The sequence below is a fragment of the Dechloromonas denitrificans genome, from assembly GCF_020510665.1.
GTDB classification, from domain to species: Bacteria; Pseudomonadota; Gammaproteobacteria; order Burkholderiales; family Rhodocyclaceae; genus Azonexus; species Azonexus denitrificans_B.
The window spans coordinates 2,628,969-2,647,666 of the sequence record NZ_CP075187.1 but is presented as its reverse complement, the minus strand read 5'-3'; the positions used below and the strand labels follow the sequence as shown (position 1 = coordinate 2,647,666).

Here is an 18,698-nt window from a genome sequence, read left to right as displayed (position 1 = left end):
GAGGAGAAAAAATGAGAACAAATCTGCCGGTAACCGATAAGGAAGTCATCCTTCGCCCTGATACCCTGATCGTTTCAAAAACCGATCTGAAGGGGCGGATTACCTATATCAACCGTGACTTTCTCGAGATCAGTGGCTTTACAGAAGCTGAGTTGATCGGTGAACCTCATAATCTTGTGCGTCACCCCGATATGCCCGTCGAAGCGTTTCATGATCTCTGGGGTACGCTGAAGCAGAACCGCCCCTGGACAGGCTACGTCAAGAATCGCTGCAAAAATGGTGATTACTATTGGGTGGAGGCCAATGCCACACCCATCTGGGAAAATGGACAGGTAACCGGTTACATGTCGGTCCGGCGCAAGGCCGAGCCTGCGGTCATTCAGCAGGTTGATGCCATTTATCGCCAGTTCCGTGAAAAGCGCCAGGGAAGCCAGCGTATCGTGCGTGGCGCTGTCATCTCCGGTGGCGAAGGCATTGGTGCTTCGCTCCGTGACATGCCCGTCTCGACCAAGCTTAATCTGGCCGGCCTTGTGATGGTCGCCGCACTGCTTGTCCTTGGATTTGCCGGTGGGCAAATCGGTGTTGCCGCGCCGATTATCGCCGTCGTTGCCGCGGTTCTCGGTTTTGGGATACTGAACTCTGTGGCCGGCGGGTTGGTCCAGCCGCTGCAGTTGGTGACCGATACCTTCCGTAAGATTGCCGCAGGCGAGTATTACAACAAATTCAATTTCAATCGGAATGATGAAATCGGCAAAGTGCTACAGGCCATGCAGTCAATGCAGATCAAGCTTGGGTGTGATGTTGCCGAGGCCAATCGTGTCAGTGAAGAAAATCTTCGTATCAAGATTGGCCTGGATAACGTGGCAACCAACGTGATGATTGCGGATGATGGCTTGAACATCATCTACATGAACCGTGCGGTACATGAAATGTTCGCCGTGGCCGAGAATGATATTCGCAAGGATTTGCCGCAATTTTCGCAGTCAACGCTGATGGGCAGCAACATCGATATTTTCCACAAGAACCCGGCCCACCAGCGCGGAATGCTGGATAAGCTGAGTGGTACTCATCGGGCATCAATCAAGCTGGGGGGGCGGACTTTCTCGCTGGCTGTGACGCCGGTGATCAACGAGCGTAACCAGCGTCTTGGCTATGCCGTCGAGTGGGTCGACCGGACGGCTGAGGTGGCAGTCGAGGATGAAGTTGCCGATATCGTCAGTGGTGCTTCGCGGGGCGATTTCAGTCGTCGTGTCGCGGTCGACGGCAAGAATGGTTTCTTTTTGCGCCTGGCCAATGATTTGAACCGCTTGGTCGAAACCAGCCAGAACGGCTTGGAGGATGTGGTTCGCGTTCTTTCCGCCATGGCCGAAGGCGATTTGACGAAAACAATTGCAGCAGATTACGAAGGGACTTTCGGGCAGCTCAAGGATGATGCCAATCTGACGGTGAGTCGTCTGCGGGAGATCGTTGAGCAGATCATGCAGGCAACGGATGCGATCAATACGGCCGCCAAGGAAATTGCCAGCGGCAATCAGGATCTTTCCAGCCGGACAGAAGAGCAGGCCAGCAGTTTGGAAGAAACCGCATCGAGCATGGAGCAGATCACCAGCACGGTGAAGCAGAATGCGGATAATTCGCGGCAGGCCAATGAACTGGCCAGCAATGCACAGCAGGTTGCGGTCAAGGGCGGTGAGGTCGTTAGCCAGGTAGTGCAAACGATGAGTGCCATCCACCAGTCTAGCCACAAAATTGCCGATATCATTGGCGTGATTGATGGCATTGCCTTCCAGACCAATATCCTGGCCTTGAATGCGGCCGTCGAGGCGGCGCGTGCCGGTGAGCAAGGGCGTGGCTTTGCCGTCGTGGCGACAGAGGTTCGTAACCTGGCTCAGCGCAGTGCGGCTGCAGCCAAGGAAATCAAGGGACTGATCTCCGATTCAGTCGAAAAGGTTCAAACTGGCAACAAGCTGGTTGATCAGGCCGGGCGCACAATGGAAGAGGTTGTCTCAAGCATCAAGCGTGTTGCCAAGATCATGGCCGATATTTCGGATGCCAGCCGTGAGCAAAGTTCCGGGATCGAGCAGGTCAGTCTGGCTGTCAGCCAGATGGATGAGGTTACGCAACAAAATGCGGCTTTGGTTGAAGAGGCGGCTGCCGCAGCAGAAAGCCTGGAAGAGCAGGCGAATAGCCTGTCGCAGGCCGTTTCTGTGTTCCGTTTGACAGAGGGCGCCAAGGTGGTTCGACGCGAAGAGGCGCCCACTCAGCGTGCGTCGCGTCCCCAACTGGCTCCAAACGAGCGTCTCGGTGGCAAGAAACCGACGGCACTGCCTGCAACGCTGGATGATGAATGGGAAGAGTTTTAGTCATGGTCGATCTGAGAAAACCATTACCTCCGCTTGCCAAGCCCGAGCTCTCGTCAGCCAAGGTACTGGGCAGCAGGGAGCAGGGGCTGCGCGAGTTCAGTTTTTCCGCGGCAGATTTCGAGCGTGTCCGGAAACTTATTTATCAACATGCCGGCATCTCGTTGTCGCCAGTCAAACAGGACATGGTTTATTCGCGGCTTGCCCGCCGCCTTCGCGCAACAGGCAAGCCGAGCTTCGCCGAGTATCTTGATGCGTTGGAGAAAAACGGGGGCGACGAATGGGAGCGCTTCGTCAATTCACTGACGACCAATTTGACCTCCTTCTTCCGTGAGCCGCATCATTTTCCGATTTTTGCCGAACATCTGCAGAAGCTCGGTACCAAGCGCCCGATCAAAGTTTGGTGTTCTGCTGCGTCGACCGGGGAAGAGCCCTACTCAATCGCCATGACGGTTGCCGAGACTTTCGGGGCCAATGCCTCGCACGTCTCGATCATTGCGTCGGATCTCGATACCAATGTACTTGCTACGGCTCAGAAAGGGATCTATCCCCTTGATCGCGTTGATAAAATCTCCCCCGAGCGACTGCGAAAATTCTTTCTTCGCGGAACTGGCAGCCAGGAGGGAAGCGTTGCCGTTCGTCCCGAATTGAAGCGGATGATCGAGTTTCAGCGTGTCAATCTGCTGGAGCCGAACTGGCCTGTACGAGGGCCGCTGGACATCATTTTCTGCCGGAATGTGATGATCTACTTCGATAAGCCGACCCAATACAAAATTCTGGCGCGCTTCGCTCCGATGATGCAGCCGGATGGATTGATGTTTGCAGGTCACTCGGAAAGTTTTTTGCATGCGGCTGATTTGTTCAAGTCGCTCGGAAAAACCGTCTACGCCCTGGCGAAGCCGAAGTAGATCGAGGGATAAAAGTGCAGCACGCTTATGATGAACATCTAGCAACCAACCGCTATTACGACCGGAATTTTCAGGCGGATGCTGCGAAAATTCTGCCCGGTGAATATTTCGTTTCTGCTACGGGTATTTTGCTCGTGACCGTATTGGGTTCTTGCGTTGCCGCTTGCATCCGGGATACGGATTCTGGCGTGGGCGGAATGAATCACTTCATGCTGCCGGATGACGGCGGCCGCGATACGGTTGGCGCATCGGCACGCTACGGGACCTATGCCATGGAGGTTCTGATCAACCATCTGCTCAAGATGGGGGCCCGGCGGAATCGTCTCGAAGCCAAGGTTTTCGGCGGGGGGGCTGTCTTGGCCAGTTTGGCCAGCAGCAATGTGGGGGCCAAGAATGCCGAGTTTGTTCTTGAATATTTGAAAACAGAAAAAATCCCTGTTGTGGCAAAGGATTTGCTGGATTCGTACCCGCGGAAAGTCTACTATTTTCCAAAAACTGGCAAAGTTCTCGTCAAGAAATTGCATCGCGTACATAACGAAACCCTGTTTAGCCGAGAGCGTGACTACAAGGATCGCCTCTCTGTTTCGAAGGTTGAGGGCGATGTCGAGTTGTTTATTTGAGATGCCAAGCTTTGTTCATGACTATTGACTATATTTTGCTGGATTCATGCCGATGAAGACTCGGGTTTTGGTGGTTGATGACTCTGCCCTGATGCGGGGGCTGTTAACAGAAATGATCAATTCAGCACCGGACATGCAGGTTGTCGGTGCTGCTCCCGATGCACCGTCGGCACGGGAGATGATCAAGGTCCTCAATCCCGACGTGCTGACGCTGGATGTCCAGATGCCCAAGATGGACGGGCTTGAGTTTCTTGAGCGGTTGATGCGTTTGCGGCCGATGCCGGTTGTCATGGTTTCTGCGTATACCGAAGCCGGGTCAAATTCAACCCTGAAGGCACTCGAACTTGGGGCCGTTGATTTTATTGGTAAACCACGTGCGGACGGTATGAAAAGTATGGAGGATTATGCCGAGGAACTCGTCGACAAGATTCGGGCGGCCAAAGGTGCTCGCCTGCGTCGCCAGAGTATTCCGCGCCCGCCTTTGACTGCTACGGCGCTGCCCGCAGCATCGCCCGCGCCGCTGGCTCGTGTTGCGGCAAGTGGCAAAATCATCTTTGTCGGGGCGTCGACCGGCGGCACGGAGGCGCTCAAGGAGTTTCTCATGGGAATTCCTGCCGATTGTCCTCCCATTCTGATTGTCCAGCATATGCCGGAGGCATTTACGGCTTCATTCGCTCGTCGCCTGGATGGTTTGTGCGCACCGCGCATACTTGAGTCGCAAGGGAACGAGAAAGTTGAAGGGGGCACGGTCTACATTGCTCCGGGGCATTCTCATCTGCAGATTCGCCGGTCTGCATCGGGTTACGTTACTGAGTTGCAGGCGACGCCTCCGGTCAATCGACACAGGCCATCTGTTGATGTCTTGTTCGATTCCGCTGCCAGCCTGGTTGGGCGGCAGGCGGTCGGCGTGATTTTGACGGGAATGGGCAAGGACGGTGCTCAAGGATTGTTGCGCATGCGCCAGGCTGGGGCCAGGACCTTTGGGCAGGATGAAGCCAGTTGTGTGGTTTATGGCATGCCGCGAGAGGCATTCGTGGTCGGTGCGGTTGAGGAGCAATGCAGCCTTGATGACATGGCTAAACGTGTGCTGCAGGCCGTTTCGCGCTAATCTGATTGTCGTGTTTGCCGTCTATGGCTAAAGTATTAAACTGAGTGTCGTTAAATTTCTATCCAGACAGGAAGTCACATGCAAGCAAACGTTAGCAAGGAAGGTAGCAAGGCCATCCTGAAATTAACTGGTCGATTTGATTTTAATACGCACCGTGAATTTCGCGGAGCCTATGAACCTTTGGTGGCGGATGCTGCAGTTCGTTCTGTGACGGTTGATTTTTCAGGCGTGGACTATCTGGATAGTTCTGCTCTTGGCATGTTGCTGATGCTGCGCGACAAACTGGGTGGTGCAAATAAAGAGGTTGCCTTGATCGGCGTGCGCGGGAATGTAAAACAGGTTCTCGATATTGCTAATTTTGGTAAATTGTTCCATATTTCCTAAAGTATCGCTTTGTTGGGCCGATGAGGTAGGATGCGTCGATACGATCTCCCTGTGGAGAGTGTCGCCAAATGGTCCAGGCTGGCAGTGAGGTGACTGGGTTGCCTCGGTACAATAGCTGGACCAAGAAGTAGAACGCACGACGTGCGAGGGGATAGAAATGTCAGAGTTGCTTAAGAATATTGACGCTAGAACAAAGCTTGCGGGGACAAACAAGCTTGAAATCCTCCTTTTTTTCCTCGGTGTCGATCAACGAACCGGGCGTCGGGAAACTTACGGGATCAATGTATTCAAAGTCCGGGAGGTGATGCGTACGCCGCTGATCACCGCCGCTCCGGAAATGCCGTCTTCCGTTGAGGGGATGGTTAGTTTGCGCGGTGTACTGGTCCCGGTCATCGACCTTGCCAAGTACTCGGGAATTTCCGCCGATACGCCGCGTGAAATCATGATCGTGACTGAATATAACGGCCACACGCAAGGCTTCCTTGTCGAAGGGGTCGACACCATTCTTCGTCTCGACTGGAGCAAGATGCGTGTGCCTCCCGAGATGCTGATGGCACAAACGGGCGGCTTGGTAACAGCCGTGACCGAGCTTGATGACAACCGTCTGGTCATGATGATGGATGTGGAAAAGGTGCTGTCGGAAACGACGAGCATCGATAATGAAATCATGTTCCGTGGCGTCGTCGCCCTCGATCGTCCTGATTGCACGGTCTTTTACTGCGACGATTCCAGTGTGGCACGCAAGCAGATTGAACGAACCTTGTCGGCCATGGGCGTCAAGGGTATCAGTGCCGTCAATGGCCGCCAGATGTGGGAAGAGATGGACAAGGTAGCAAAGTACGCCCAGTCTGTAGGCAAGCCCGTCTCATCGATCATCAATCTGGTGCTGACCGATATCGAAATGCCGGAAATGGATGGCTATATCCTGACTAAGAAAATCAAGTCAGATCCTCGTTTCAATGGCGTTGCCGTAGTGATGCATTCGTCTCTCTCCGGGATGTCAAACCAGAAATTGGGTTTGTCGGTCGGTGTTGATGAATATGTTCCAAAATTCGAGCCTCAGCGTTTGTCGGAAACGTTGGCGCGTCGCCTGACTGGCCTTACCTCGCCGGTCAAGGCAGGCTGAGCGATAGCGGGAGTTGACCATGGATCTCGTTGAAAATAAAAATCTGCTCGACAGCGTCGATGCGCGCACTCGTCTTGCTGGCTCCAACAAAATGGAGATACTGCTTTTTTCTCTCGGAACGCGAGAGATATTCGGTATCAACGTTTTCAAGGTGCGCGAAGTCGGTCGCACCCCCAGGATTACCAAAACACCGAATATGCCGCGAGGCGTGGAGGGTCTGATTTCTCTTCGCGGCAACGTGATCCCTGTTCTTTCTCTTGCACCGTTCATGCAACTGGATGGCGTGCCGCCAGGTCTTGGCAAGACCATGATGGTTGCCGAGTATTCCAAGCGAACTTTGGGATTTCTGGTGCACGAAGTTGACCGGATCATTCGGGTCGACTGGGAGCGGGTCAAGGCGCCGGAAAGCGTACTGACGGCCAATCAGGGTTTGATTACTGCGGTCATCGAGCTGGATGGAAGCAATCTGGTTTCCATTCTCGACGTCGAACAAATTCTGGCAAATGCTTTTGGCGAAGCGATGATTGTCGATATCACGCCAGCCCGTGTTGATCCGGATACCAGCGTCTTTTTTGTTGATGACTCGGTTGTCGCTCGTCGGAAAATTTCCGAAGTGCTCGACAAGCTCGGGGTTCGGCACAAGCATGCCACCAATGGTCTTGAGGCTTGGACTCGCTTGCAGGGGATTGCAGCGCATGCAAATCAGATCGGTGGCAATATCCGCGATGAAATTCGCTTGATCCTGGTGGATGCAGAAATGCCAGAGATGGACGGTTACGTCCTGACCAAAAATATCAAATCCGATCCCCGTTTTGAGGGAGTACCGGTCGTCATGCATTCTTCCTTGTCATCTGAAGCTAATCGTGCGATGGGGAAATCGGTAGGCGTGGATGCATATGTCGCAAAATTTGATGCCGAGGCGCTTGCTGATACGTTGCGTCCGCTGATTGAACGATAACAAACGATAATTCTGGAGTACTGCATGGCAGCTGATCCGAAAATGAGATTTCTGGTGGTGGATGACTTTTCCACCATGCGTCGAATTGTGCGAAACCTGTTGAAAGAATTGGGTTTTACCAATGTTGATGAAGCAGAAGATGGTGCGATCGCCCTGCAGAAATTGCAGGCTGGCGGGTTCGAGTTTGTGGTTACAGACTGGAATATGCCGAATATGGACGGTTTGACCTTGCTTCAGACAATCCGTGCGACACCTAATCTCAAGCACTTGCCTGTTCTGATGATTACGGCGGAGGCGAAGAAGGAAAATATCATTGCAGCGGCTCAGGCCGGTGCGAGCGGCTACATCGTGAAGCCTTTCACGGCAGGAACTCTCTCGGAAAAATTGAACAAGATTTTCGAGAAAATGGGCCAGGCCTAAGAGGAAATCATGACTGCCACCAACGACTCCAATGATCTGGAAGCTCTTTTTGATTCGATTGCAGCTGATTTCACACCGGCAGCAAAGCCGGCACCGGTAGCAACGTCTCCGGCTGTAAATGACAGTGATGATCTGCAGGCATTGTTTGACAGTGTGGCTGCCGAAGCAGAGCAGGCCGCTCCAGAGACCGCTCCAGCGGTAGACGCGGCTGTCAATGCAGGAGAGGGCTGGACGCAGCAGGAAGCTGTTTTCAATCGCATCGGGCATATGGCGCGAGCACTGCATGACACGCTCGGGATGCTGGGCTACGACAAGCTGATCGAAAAAACCGTATCGGCTCTGCCTGATGCAAAGGACAGATTGGCTTACGTGGCTAATTTGACAGAGCAGGCAGCCTGCCGTGTGCTGAATGCAACCGATATTGCTTGTCCGATTGTTGATGATATCGACAACTCCGCACAGGCACTCGGCGTGCGCTGGGACAAGGCTTTTGCCAATCAACTGGGAACCGACGAGTTCCGCCAGTTGTCGGTGGAAACCCGTGCTTTTCTGAATGAGCAGTTGCCGCAGAAAGCCAAGGCGACGCATGCGCAGCTAACTGAAATCATGATGGCCCAGGATTTTCAGGATCTGACAGGGCAGGTTATCAAGAAGATTGTTGCACTTGCTCAAGAGCTTGAGTCGGGTCTGATGGGGGTGTTGATTGAGGTTTTGCCTGACACCAAGCGTACCGATGAAGTGAATAATCTGATGAACGGTCCGGTAATCAATGCCGATGGCCGTACTGATGTCGTGGTCAACCAGGAACAGGTTGACGATTTGCTGGATAGCCTCGGTTTCTGAGGGGAGGTCGAAGATGAGCGACTTTACGGGAATGGAAGATCTTCTGCAGGATTTCCTGCAGGAGGCTTATGACTTGTTGTCAGATGTGGATAACAAGCTGGTTGATCTTGAGAAAATGCCTGATGACCGGGGTCTGCTCAATGATATTTTCCGAGGGTTTCATACCGTCAAGGGGGGCGCAGGGTTTCTGAATGCGGCTGAACTCGTGACGCTGTGCCACCTGACGGAGAACCTCTTCGATCGCCTGCGCAACGGTGAGCTTGAACTGACGGCCGAATTGATGGACGTCATCATGGCCGCTACCAAGGGTGTTCGCGACATGTTTGGTGAGTTGGGGCAGATGGTCCAGCCGCAGCCAGCCGATGCGTCTGTGATCGCGGCCCTGCAAGGTGCGCTGACGGGTGATGGGCCTGTGTCTCCTGCTGCTGCAGCACCTGCCGTGGCTGCCCCGCCCCCTGTTCAGCAAGCCGTTCCTGGCGAACCGGACTGGGATGCTTTGCATGCTGCAGTGACCGGGCAGGCGCCCGCGTCCTCTTCTACTGAGGTTATTACCAAAGCAGAAGGTGAGGCGAAGGCTGCTGCCGATCAACTGATTGTTACGCCGGTTGTAGAGGCTGCTGTAGCTGCAGTAGCGCCGTCTGCTTTTGGGCGGAGAACAACAGACAAGCCGGGCGGGCAGCCTACTTCTGCGCGTCGGACAGAGGAGCGAGGTCGGGAAAATACGATTCGTGTCGATACGTCACGTCTTGATCAAGTGCTGAATCTTTCGGGCGAAATTGGGCTAACCAAGAATCGATTGACCAGCCTGCGAGCAGATATTCTTGCCGGGAAAAACGACTCGGAGACTCTGCATGCACTGGATCAGGCTGTAAGTCAGCTGGATCTGCTGGTTTCGGATCTGCAGAACTCGGTCATGAAAACCCGGATGCAGCCGATCGGTCGCCTGTTCCAGAAATACCCGCGTATTGCTCGTGATTTGGCCCGGCAATTGGGTAAGGATGTCGAGCTCGTGCTGGCTGGTGAGGAGACCGAGGTCGACAAGACAATGATTGAGGATCTCGCAGATCCTTTGATCCACTTGATCCGCAACGCAGTGGATCATGGTGTTGAAATGCCCGCTGAGCGTCAGGCTGCGGGCAAGCCTGTCAAGAGCTTGGTACGCTTGGAAGCGCGCCAAGAGGGCGATCACATCGTTCTGATCATTGCCGATGATGGCAAGGGAATGAGTGCCGAGCGTATCCGTGCGAAGGCGGTCGAGAAAGGCTTGATTTCCGAGGAAGATGCCAACACGCTGGACGAGCGCCAGAGTTTGAATCTGATTTTCCTGCCTGGTTTCTCGACCAAGTCTCAGATTTCGGATGTCTCCGGGCGAGGCGTCGGGATGGATGTGGTCAAAACCAATATCCAGAAGCTCAACGGGTCGATTGAAATCCGTTCCGAGCCAGGCAAAGGCTCTGTATTCATTATTTCCCTGCCGCTGACCCTGGCAATTCTGCCTGTGCTGCTGGTTTTACTTGGCGATCAGCCATTTGCCCTTCCGCTGTCCCTGGTTCGGGAAATTTTGCCGATCGAGCAAAGTCGCATTCAGGAGGTTGGCGGGAAAGAAACCTTGGTCGTTCGTGGCGAAGTTCTTCCGGTAATCTCTCTGGCTCGTCTGCTGCGTTGGCCGCTTGAGCAGCCGCCGGAGTATGGTGTTTTCATGCAGACGGCTGAGCGCAGCTTCATCCTGGGGGTTGATAGCTTTGCTGGTCGTGATGATGCTGTGATCAAGTCGCTCGAGGATTTCCGTCCCAAGGGCGTGGCGGGGGTGACGACGCTTTCAAATGGCCAGATTGTGCTGATTCTCGATATGAAAGAATTGCTGTCTGATCTGGGACAGGGGAGCGATCTTGTTTCCGGCGCGAAAATGCTCGGCTTCGCCTGATTTTCGTTTGCAGTCAACGGGTTGAGAGGGGGCTTGCCCCCTCTTTTCTTTTTTGAAAGTTAACTCTGTTGTCATGAGCTTGCGAGTGGCACCTAAGAAACAAGCTAAATAAACGCACGTACCCCTTTAATTATTCTAGTTTTTTTCTATAATAGCCGGAACAACTCCCGAAAACGGCTATGGCGGAAGAGAGCGACCTCGATAAAACAGAAGAGCCTACTGGTAGGCGAATCGAGCAGGCCCGCGAGCAGGGTCAGGTCCCTCATTCCCGTGAACTCAGTACTTTTCTTGTTCTGATTGTCGCTGCGGCGGCATTCTGGATGATGGGCGGCTGGTTCATGCAGCGTTCCATGGTGATCGCTAAAAAAGCACTTTCGGTCGAGCCTCGCTTCATGCTTGAGCCCAGCCAGATGTTGCCGCGTCTGGCTGATATTTCCGGTGATGCCTTTTGGGCATTTTCTCCTTTGCTTGGGCTCCTTTTGCTGGCTGCGGTCTTGCCGCCATTCTTTCTTAACGCCTGGGTCTTTGCACCCAAGGCCATCGCACCCGATTTGAACCGTTTGAGCCCAATCACCGGGTTTGGCCGGATGTTTTCCTGGAACAGCCTGATGGAGTTGGGTAAGGCTGTGGTCAAGGCTGGGTTGGTTGGGGGCGTTGCCGTCATGTTGATCTGGAGTGAGCGTGACGAGATATTCGGCTTGCTTGCCCAACCTCTGGATGCAGGCCTGGCTCACGCAGGCAATCTGATTTCGTTCTCGTTCCTGGTTTTTGTGGCGGCGCTAATTGTGGTTGTTGCAGCCGATGTGCCTTTCCAGCTTTGGCAATACTTCGAAAAGCTCAAGATGAGCAAGGAAGAGGTCAAGCAGGAAATGAAGGAAATGATGGGCGATCCTCAGGTCAAGGGACGCATTCGCAGTCTCCAGATGCAGGCTGCAAGAAAGCGGATGATGTCCGCAGTCCCTCAGGCTGATGTGATCGTGACCAATCCGACTCATTATGCGGTGGCGCTGTCTTACAAGGGCGGAATGGGGGCTCCCAAGGTGGTTGCCAAGGGGATGGGGCCGATCGCTCAAAAAATAAAATCCTTGGGGGCGGAGAATGCCGTTCCCATGCTTGAGGCGCCGCCTCTGGCTCGCGCACTCTATAAACATGCCGAGATCGATAGTGAAATCCCCTCCGCCCTGTATAACGCAGTTGCGGAGGTTTTGGCTTATGTTTATCAGCTCGCTGGCTGGCGTCAGATGGGCGGTACTTATCCTGTTCCGCCGCGCAATCTGCCAGTGCCGCCAGAGCTCGTTCCGGAGGCTGCGTAAATGGCCTCCACGACATCAGTCAGCATGCAGGGTATGTTGAGTCGGCTGAATGTGACCCAGCTGGCTGCGCCTATCCTCATTTTGATGATACTGGCGATGATGGTTCTGCCATTGCCGGCGTTTGCTCTGGATGTGCTGTTTACTTTCAATATCGCCATCTCGGTTCTGGTATTGCTTGTCGCGGTCAACACCCAGAAAACCCTCGATTTCTCTGTTTTCCCGACAGTGCTTCTGGTGACTACCCTGTTGCGCTTGTCGTTGAATGTGGCATCGACTCGCGTAGTGATGCTGCATGGTCATTCCGGACCGGATGCTGCAGGCAAGGTTATCGAGGCATTTGGCCATTTTCTGGTCGGCGGGAATTTTGCGGTCGGGATCGTCGTGTTCCTGATTCTTGTGGTCATCAACTTTACGGTGATCACCAAGGGTGCGGGGCGTGTGGCTGAGGTGTCCGCACGTTTCACCCTTGATGCGATGCCGGGCAAGCAGATGGCGATTGATGCCGACCTCAATGCCGGCCTGATTGGTGAAGAGGATGCCCGCAAGCGCCGGACCGATATTGCTCGCGAAGCCGAGTTTTACGGTTCGATGGATGGTGCTTCGAAATTTGTGCGTGGCGATGCTGTCGCAGGTATTGTCATCATGTTGATCAATGTCATCGGGGGCTTGATCGTCGGGGTTGCGCAGCACAATATGGATTTCGCGCTGGCCGCCAAAAACTATACTTTGCTGACTATCGGCGATGGCTTGGTGGCGCAGATACCGGGGCTGATCATTTCGATTGCGGCTGGTATGGTGGTAACTCGTGTATCCGATGATCGGGATATTGGTCAGCAGGTAATGGGGCAGATGTTCCGTAATGCCAAGGCGATCGGCATTACTGCCGCCATTGTCGGTTTCCTGGGGTTGATTCCGGGAATGCCGAATATGGTCTTTTTGATGCTGGCATCGAGTTTGGGCTGGTTTGCCTGGCGGATGCAGAAGACCCAGAAACAAATCGCCGAGACACCGGTACCTGTGGCGCCTGCGCCGGTCCAAGAGTCGACCGATGCCAGCTGGAATGATGTGGCGCCGCTTGATGTGCTGGGCCTGGAAGTCGGCTATCGCCTGATTCCCCTGGTCGACAAGTCGCAAGATGGCGAATTGCTTCGGCGTATTCGCGGGATCCGCAAGAAATTTGCTCAGGAAGTGGGCTTCCTTGTTTCGCCTGTCCATATTCGCGACAACCTTGAGTTGAAGCCTAACGTCTACCGCATCCTGTTGAAGGGGGTTGAGGTCGGGCAGGGCGAGGCGTATGCCGGGCAATACCTGGCAATCAATCCGGGGCGCGTGGCTGGCACGGTCAACGGGACGGTAACCAAGGATCCGGCCTTTGGCTTGCCTGCAGTATGGATTGACTCCAGTCAGCGCGATCAGGCCCAAGCCTATGGCTACACCGTCGTAGATTCGTCGACGGTGGTCGCAACGCACCTGAATCATTTGATCCTGACGCACGCCGCCGAGTTGCTGGGACGTCAGGAAGTGCAGCAACTGATCGACCATCTGACCAAGGAAATACCGAAGCTGGTCGAGGATTTGGTACCCAAGTTGATTCCGCTCGGTACGCTGCAGAAAATTCTGCAGAATTTGCTCGAAGAAGGCGTCCATATCCGCGATATGCGGACAATCATCGAAACCATCGCCGAGCATGCGCTGCGCACGCAGAATGCGGATGATTTGACAACTCAGGTCCGCAGCGCTTTGGGGCGCGCCATTGTCCAGCAGCTTTTCCCCGGTGCCGGTGAAATGCAGGTGATGTCACTTGATCCAACGCTTGAGCGTCTCCTTTCGCAGGCAGTTGCCGGCAACTCGGAAAACACCAGTTTCGAGCCGGGACTGGCCGATACCCTGGTACGCGAGACGGCCTCTGCCGCTCAACGTCAGGAAACACTTGGCTTGCCGGCGGTTCTGCTTGTCCCGCTGAGCCTGCGCGTACTCCTTTCCCGCTTTTTGCGCCGCACCGTTCCTCAGTTGAAGGTGCTGGCACATAACGAAGTTCCAGAAAATCGAATTATCAAGGTGACCTCGATCATCGGAGGTAAGACATGAACGTAAGAAAATTTATCGCGGCTAATGCCAGAGATGCCTTGAAAAAGGTCAAGGAGACGCTCGGTAACGATGCGATTATTCTTTCGAATCGAGGGATTCCCGGGGGAGTTGAGATCATGGCTGTCGCTGCGCGCGATATGGCCATGATTGTGCCAACCCAGGTTGCCGACTCGACGCCGGTCGAACGTCGTCCTGCACCGGCTCCGGCGATGAGCGCCGACGACGATTATCGCGTTGCCTTGACTTCGGCTCGTGCCCAGATCACCAATTTCAGCCAGCCACGCCCTGCCGCTCAGCCTGCTGCGGTCAACCGTCCGCAGGCCCCTGTTTCTTCGGCAACGCGCCATGTCGGGCTGGTCAATGCAGGAATTCCGCGAACCGGGTCGCTGCGCAATCTGGAAACAGCCAAGCCGCAGCCTGCGACAAATGAGCAGCCGCAGCTTAATCAATCACCGCGCATGCCTGAGCCAGCTCCAATGATGGCTGCGCCGCGTCGTGCCGAGGCTGAAATCATTCCTCAGGAAGTCATGGATGAAATCCGCTCGCTGCGCAAAATTGTGGAACAGCATCTGGCCGGCATTGCCTGGGGTGAAACCGCGCGTTCGCAACCGGTAAAAACGGATGTGATGCGGCAAATGCTGGATGCCGGATTCTCTCCGCAGTTTTCGCGCGATATCCTTGCTGATTTGCCGAGCGAAATGAATGAAGTTCAGGCCATGGCCTGGGTCAAGGGTGCGGCAGACCGCTCGTTGATGACGATTGGCGCCGAGGCGGATATCGTTGATCGCGGAGGTGTCTATGCGCTGGTGGGGCCCACCGGTGTGGGCAAAACAACGACAACGGCCAAGCTTGCTGCGCGCTGCGTTCTGCGCCATGGTCCGAGCAAGGTGGCCTTGGTGACAACCGATGGCTACCGGATTGGTGCTCATGAGCAGTTGCGGATTTACGGCCGCATCCTGGGTGTCTCGGTCTACCTCGTCAAGGATGCCGGCGAGCTTCGTCAGACGCTGAAGGAGCTGCAGCACAAGCATATGGTCCTGGTCGATACCATGGGGATGAGCCAGAAGGACAAGCTGGTGCCCGAGCTGACCGATATGCTGGCCGGTTGTGACGTCCAGCGCCTGCTGCTGCTCTCGGCAACCTCGCGCGGCGACACTATGGATGATGTGGTGCACGCTTACGAAGGCGACAAGTTGGCCGGTTGCATCCTGACCAAGATCGATGAGGCTGCCAGCCTGGCAACGCCGCTTGATGTGATCATGCGTCACGGTCTACGTCTTCACTATGTCTCAAATGGCCAGCGCGTCCCAGAAGACCTGCACTTACCAAATCGCGGCTATCTGGTGCATCGAGCATTCAAGGATGTTCCGGAAACTTCGGCCCATAAATACGATGGTGTTGAACCCGCCCTGCTGATGGCCAATGCTTCTCAGGTTGCGGCAGGTGGGCATCGTGGCTGATTTTCGGGTTGATCAGGCGGCCGGTTTGCGCCGGCTGTTTGGCGGTGGCCAACTCCAGGTGGTGACTTTCGTGGCGGGCTGCGAGGGGGTCGGGCGCAGCGTGGCCGTTGCCAACATCGGTGCGGCATTGGCTCGATTGGGCAAGGAAGTGATGATCATCGATGAGCATTCGTCGCGTGATGACATCGCATCGGCTTTCGGCTTGAGTGCACGTTTTGATCTGATCAACGTGGTTCAGAAAGAGCTGCCGCTGCAGCAGGTTCTGCTCCAGCCGATGGTCGGCTTGCGCGTTCTGCCTGCAGCCAAGGCTGCGGCCAAACTGGGCCGCCTGTCGCTTGCCCAGCAGCAGAATCTGCTCGATGCATTGTCCGGCCTTGAGCGCCCAATAGATGTCATTCTGGTCGATGCCAGCATGGCCCATCCGCATGGGTTTTCACCTTTTGGTTTGGCTTCGCAAGAGGCGGTGGTGGTTCTTTCAGGCAATAGCGCATCAATTACCGAGGCCTATTCCCTGATTAAAAAAGTCAGCCATGCGTTTGCGCGCAAGCATTTCAGAATCCTGGTGAACAAGGTGCGCAGCTACCCGGATGCCCGCTCGATTTTCGATAATATCGCGCAGGTGACGGCGCAGCGTGGGATTGCCCAACTTGAGTACGCGGGAGCGATATTGCTTGATGAATCCCTGCGGCAAGCCGCTCAGTTGTGTCGCCCGGTGCTGGTTCAAGCCCCCAATTCGGATGCGGCTTCTGCATTCCGGGATATTGCCGCCGATCTTCTTTATTGGCAGCGTGGTGAGCGCGAGGGGGGCGGGGTCGAACAATTCGTCCAGCAACTGCTACACTTGAGCCAACGCATAACTCCAAACGTACTCCGCGCTTAATGTATACCGCTGCCGGGCAGCCAGATAGAGAACAGCTGGTTCAGCGCTTCGTGCCGCTGGTGAAACGTATCGCCTATCATTTGATGGCCCGTTTGCCAGCAAGTGTTCAATTTGAAGATCTTGTCCAGAACGGCATGCTCGGACTACTCGATGCAATCGACCGTTTCGAAGAAGGCTTCGGCGCCCAGTTTGAGACCTACGCCACCCAGCGGGTACGCGGTGCGATGCTTGATGGGCTGCGTGAAAACGATTGGCTGCCCCGGCAACTTCGTCGTGAATTGCGGCGCATCGAGGCGATGATCAATCAGCTTGAGCATGAGCATGGTCGTGCACCTTCCGAGCGCGAATTGGCTGACGCCCTGGGAATGTCGCTGGCGGATTACCAAAAAACCCTGGGCGATGCTCGCGGCCATCAACTGCTTTATTTCGAAGACTTCACCGGTGAAGGTGATGAAGACTTTCTTGAGCGGCACTTTACCGATAACGATGCCGACCCACTGAGCCTGCTTGAGGAGAAAAGTCTTCAGCAAGCACTTGTTGGTGCGATTGAGCGTTTGCCCGAGCGCGAAAAATTGATGATGGCCTTGTATTACGAGCAAGATCTCAATTTGCGCGAAATTGGCGAAGTGATGGGCGTCACCGAGTCGCGCGTTTGTCAGTTGCATAGCCAGGCGGTGGCACGTTTGCGTAGCCAGATTGTCGGGCAGCTGCCGGCTGTGAAAAAGCAGCGCAAGGAGAAGGTGCGTGGATAAAATCAGCCTGGCTGGACTGGCGATTGGTCTGATTGCAATCGTCGGTGGACAGATTCTTGAAGGGGGGCATGTCAGCTCTCTTGTCCAGCCAACGGCCTTGATGATTGTTCTTGGTGGTACTTTGGGGGCTGTGCTTCTGCAAAGTCCCTATCCCGTCTTTCGGCGTGGCATGCAGATGGTGAGGTGGGTGTGGGTGCCGCCCGTGATTGAGCAGAAGCAGGTGCTTGACCAGGTTCTGGGGTGGAGCCAGATTGCCCGTCGGGAGGGCTTGCTGCAACTCGAAAACCAGATTGCCAGAATCAAGGACCCCTTCACGAAAAAAGGCCTTCAGTTGTTGGTTGATGGCGCAGATCCCGAGCATATCCGTGAGTTGTTGGAGGTTGATATCAACACCTTCGAGGACGAATGGCGGCAATCAGCCAAGATATGGGATTCAGCCGGAGGCTATTCTCCGACGATCGGTATTCTGGGGGCTGTCATGGGGTTGATTCATGTGATGGAGAACCTCTCCGATCCGACCAAGCTGGGCTCCGGTATTGCGGTGGCTTTCGTGGCAACGATTTATGGCGTTGGATTGGCGAATCTTGTCTATTTGCCGATTGCCGGCAAGCTGAAGTACTACATTGCGCGAATGGTTGCTTCCAAGGAGATGTTGATCGATGGCCTGGTGGGTATTGCTGTCGGCGACAATCCCCGCATCATCGAGAGCCGTCTCAAGGGCTACATGCTGTAATGGCTAGAAAGCGCCGTGAAGAGGAGCCAGATAATCATGAGCGCTGGCTCGTCTCGTACGCTGACTTCATAACCCTTTTGTTTGCTTTCTTCGTGGTCATGTACGCGATTTCTTCGGTCAACGAAGGAAAGTACAAGGTTTTGTCGAATTCGCTGACCAATGCCTTCAAAAACTCAACAGCAGAGGTCGGAGGGCAGCCGATTGCCGTTATACAAGGGGCGCCGCCGATTCCCCCGCGCCCGATTCTGAAGCCGGACAAATTGCCCGAGCAAATCAAGGCTGAAGAGAAAAAAGTGCAGCAGCGACAAAAAATGAAAAATGTCGCCAATAATATTATGGAGGCGCTGCAGCCGCTCGTTGCACAAGGCAAGGTTCGTTTGCTTGAAACAAGCCGTGGCGTGACGATCGAGATCAACGACAGTATTCTCTTTCCGGCGGGCCAGTCAAAGTTGCAGCCCGCGTCCAGTTCAGCCATGGGGGCAATTGCACAGGTCCTGGCCAGTACGGATTTTCCGATCACGATCGAGGGGCATACAGACAATGTCCCCATTTCAACGCCACAGTTTCCATCAAACTGGGAGCTCTCGGCCATGCGGGCAACGACTGTCTTGCGTTTGTTTAATGACAGTGGTGTTGGTGCCGAGCGGTTGACGGCAATCGGTTACGGGGAGACCCGGCCATTGGAAACGAATACGACGGTCGAGGGACGGGCGCGTAATCGTCGTGTCAGCATTTTGATCGACTCGAACCGGCCGGAAGAGCCAACTGAAATCAACGGTGCGGAGACTCCGCCACCGAGCAGGCCACCCGGTTGAGCGCGT

General features: G+C 54.7%; 17 protein-coding genes. All 17 read left to right on the top strand.

What is annotated here, in order from left to right; translation table 11 throughout:
* The first annotated feature begins 11 nt into the window (after positions 1-11).
* A complete protein-coding gene (locus KI614_RS12465) occupies positions 12-2,363 on the top strand; it encodes a methyl-accepting chemotaxis protein (protein WP_226406030.1) in 2,352 nt (783 codons plus the stop codon).
* A gap of 2 nt (positions 2,364-2,365) precedes the next feature.
* A complete protein-coding gene (locus KI614_RS12460; protein ID WP_226406029.1) occupies positions 2,366-3,268 on the top strand; it encodes a CheR family methyltransferase in 903 nt (300 codons plus the stop codon).
* A gap of 14 nt (positions 3,269-3,282) precedes the next feature.
* Complete coding sequence (gene cheD / locus KI614_RS12455; RefSeq protein WP_226406028.1) at positions 3,283-3,888, top strand: chemoreceptor glutamine deamidase CheD; 606 nt, start codon at positions 3,283-3,285, stop codon at positions 3,886-3,888.
* 46 nt (positions 3,889-3,934) lie between these two features.
* Positions 3,935-4,996, top strand: coding sequence for a protein-glutamate methylesterase/protein-glutamine glutaminase (locus KI614_RS12450; RefSeq protein WP_413464154.1), 1,062 nt, complete (start codon positions 3,935-3,937; stop codon positions 4,994-4,996).
* Positions 4,997-5,074: 78 nt separating this feature from the next.
* On the top strand, positions 5,075-5,380 hold the full coding sequence (locus KI614_RS12445) for an STAS domain-containing protein (protein ID WP_203467354.1): 306 nt from the start codon (positions 5,075-5,077) through the stop codon (positions 5,378-5,380).
* Positions 5,381-5,537: 157 nt separating this feature from the next.
* Positions 5,538-6,506, top strand: coding sequence for a chemotaxis protein (locus tag KI614_RS12440; protein WP_226406027.1), 969 nt, complete (start codon positions 5,538-5,540; stop codon positions 6,504-6,506).
* Positions 6,507-6,525: 19 nt separating this feature from the next.
* Positions 6,526-7,464 (top strand): chemotaxis protein, encoded by a 939-nt coding sequence (locus KI614_RS12435; RefSeq protein ID WP_226406026.1) that lies wholly within the window; start codon positions 6,526-6,528, stop codon positions 7,462-7,464.
* A 24-nt stretch (positions 7,465-7,488) separates the two neighbouring features.
* Entirely contained in the window at positions 7,489-7,884 is a 396-nt protein-coding gene (cheY, locus tag KI614_RS12430; protein ID WP_203467351.1) for a chemotaxis response regulator CheY, read from the top strand.
* A gap of 9 nt (positions 7,885-7,893) precedes the next feature.
* On the top strand, positions 7,894-8,727 hold the full coding sequence (cheZ, locus tag KI614_RS12425) for a protein phosphatase CheZ (RefSeq protein ID WP_226406025.1): 834 nt from the start codon (positions 7,894-7,896) through the stop codon (positions 8,725-8,727).
* A gap of 13 nt (positions 8,728-8,740) precedes the next feature.
* Complete coding sequence (locus KI614_RS12420) at positions 8,741-10,651, top strand: chemotaxis protein CheA (RefSeq protein ID WP_226406024.1); 1,911 nt, start codon at positions 8,741-8,743, stop codon at positions 10,649-10,651.
* A 179-nt stretch (positions 10,652-10,830) separates the two neighbouring features.
* Positions 10,831-11,964, top strand: a complete 1,134-nt coding sequence (gene flhB, locus KI614_RS12415) for a flagellar biosynthesis protein FlhB (protein ID WP_226406023.1) — start codon at positions 10,831-10,833, stop codon at positions 11,962-11,964.
* A complete protein-coding gene (flhA, locus tag KI614_RS12410) occupies positions 11,965-14,052 on the top strand; it encodes a flagellar biosynthesis protein FlhA (RefSeq protein ID WP_226406022.1) in 2,088 nt (695 codons plus the stop codon).
* Complete coding sequence (flhF, locus tag KI614_RS12405) at positions 14,049-15,512, top strand: flagellar biosynthesis protein FlhF (protein ID WP_226406021.1); 1,464 nt, start codon at positions 14,049-14,051, stop codon at positions 15,510-15,512. Before flhA ends, flhF begins: the two co-directional genes overlap by 4 nt.
* Positions 15,475-16,392, top strand: a complete 918-nt coding sequence (locus KI614_RS12400; protein ID WP_226406020.1) for a MinD/ParA family protein — start codon at positions 15,475-15,477, stop codon at positions 16,390-16,392. The genes flhF and KI614_RS12400 overlap by 38 nt, the downstream gene beginning before the upstream one ends.
* Positions 16,392-17,144, top strand: coding sequence for an RNA polymerase sigma factor FliA (locus tag KI614_RS12395; protein WP_203467345.1), 753 nt, complete (start codon positions 16,392-16,394; stop codon positions 17,142-17,144). The genes KI614_RS12400 and KI614_RS12395 overlap by 1 nt, the downstream gene beginning before the upstream one ends.
* Positions 17,137-17,877 (top strand): flagellar motor protein, encoded by a 741-nt coding sequence (locus tag KI614_RS12390; protein WP_226406019.1) that lies wholly within the window; start codon positions 17,137-17,139, stop codon positions 17,875-17,877. Before KI614_RS12395 ends, KI614_RS12390 begins: the two co-directional genes overlap by 8 nt.
* Positions 17,877-18,692: a flagellar motor protein MotD gene (gene motD, locus KI614_RS12385; RefSeq protein ID WP_226406018.1), complete on the top strand. Its 816-nt coding sequence runs from the start codon at positions 17,877-17,879 to the stop codon at positions 18,690-18,692. The genes KI614_RS12390 and motD overlap by 1 nt, the downstream gene beginning before the upstream one ends.
* Positions 18,693-18,698: the final 6 nt, after the last annotated feature.

What these genes read in the sequence shown, in the direction of transcription:
- KI614_RS12465 (WP_226406030.1), top strand. Translation starts at nt 12, where the DNA reads ATGAGAACAAATCTGCCGGTAACCGATAAGGAAGTCATCCTTCGCCCT.
- KI614_RS12460 (WP_226406029.1), top strand. Translation starts at nt 2,366, where the DNA reads ATGGTCGATCTGAGAAAACCATTACCTCCGCTTGCCAAGCCCGAGCTC.
- KI614_RS12450 (WP_413464154.1), top strand. Translation starts at nt 3,935, where the DNA reads ATGCCGATGAAGACTCGGGTTTTGGTGGTTGATGACTCTGCCCTGATG.
- KI614_RS12445 (WP_203467354.1), top strand. Translation starts at nt 5,075, where the DNA reads ATGCAAGCAAACGTTAGCAAGGAAGGTAGCAAGGCCATCCTGAAATTA.
- KI614_RS12440 (WP_226406027.1), top strand. Translation starts at nt 5,538, where the DNA reads ATGTCAGAGTTGCTTAAGAATATTGACGCTAGAACAAAGCTTGCGGGG.
- KI614_RS12435 (WP_226406026.1), top strand. Translation starts at nt 6,526, where the DNA reads ATGGATCTCGTTGAAAATAAAAATCTGCTCGACAGCGTCGATGCGCGC.
- cheY (WP_203467351.1), top strand. Translation starts at nt 7,489, where the DNA reads ATGGCAGCTGATCCGAAAATGAGATTTCTGGTGGTGGATGACTTTTCC.
- cheZ (WP_226406025.1), top strand. Translation starts at nt 7,894, where the DNA reads ATGACTGCCACCAACGACTCCAATGATCTGGAAGCTCTTTTTGATTCG.
- KI614_RS12420 (WP_226406024.1), top strand. Translation starts at nt 8,741, where the DNA reads ATGAGCGACTTTACGGGAATGGAAGATCTTCTGCAGGATTTCCTGCAG.
- flhB (WP_226406023.1), top strand. Translation starts at nt 10,831, where the DNA reads ATGGCGGAAGAGAGCGACCTCGATAAAACAGAAGAGCCTACTGGTAGG.
- flhA (WP_226406022.1), top strand. Translation starts at nt 11,965, where the DNA reads ATGGCCTCCACGACATCAGTCAGCATGCAGGGTATGTTGAGTCGGCTG.
- flhF (WP_226406021.1), top strand. Translation starts at nt 14,049, where the DNA reads ATGAACGTAAGAAAATTTATCGCGGCTAATGCCAGAGATGCCTTGAAA.
- KI614_RS12400 (WP_226406020.1), top strand. Translation starts at nt 15,475, where the DNA reads ATGCTTCTCAGGTTGCGGCAGGTGGGCATCGTGGCTGATTTTCGGGTT.
- KI614_RS12395 (WP_203467345.1), top strand. Translation starts at nt 16,392, where the DNA reads ATGTATACCGCTGCCGGGCAGCCAGATAGAGAACAGCTGGTTCAGCGC.
- motD (WP_226406018.1), top strand. Translation starts at nt 17,877, where the DNA reads ATGGCTAGAAAGCGCCGTGAAGAGGAGCCAGATAATCATGAGCGCTGG.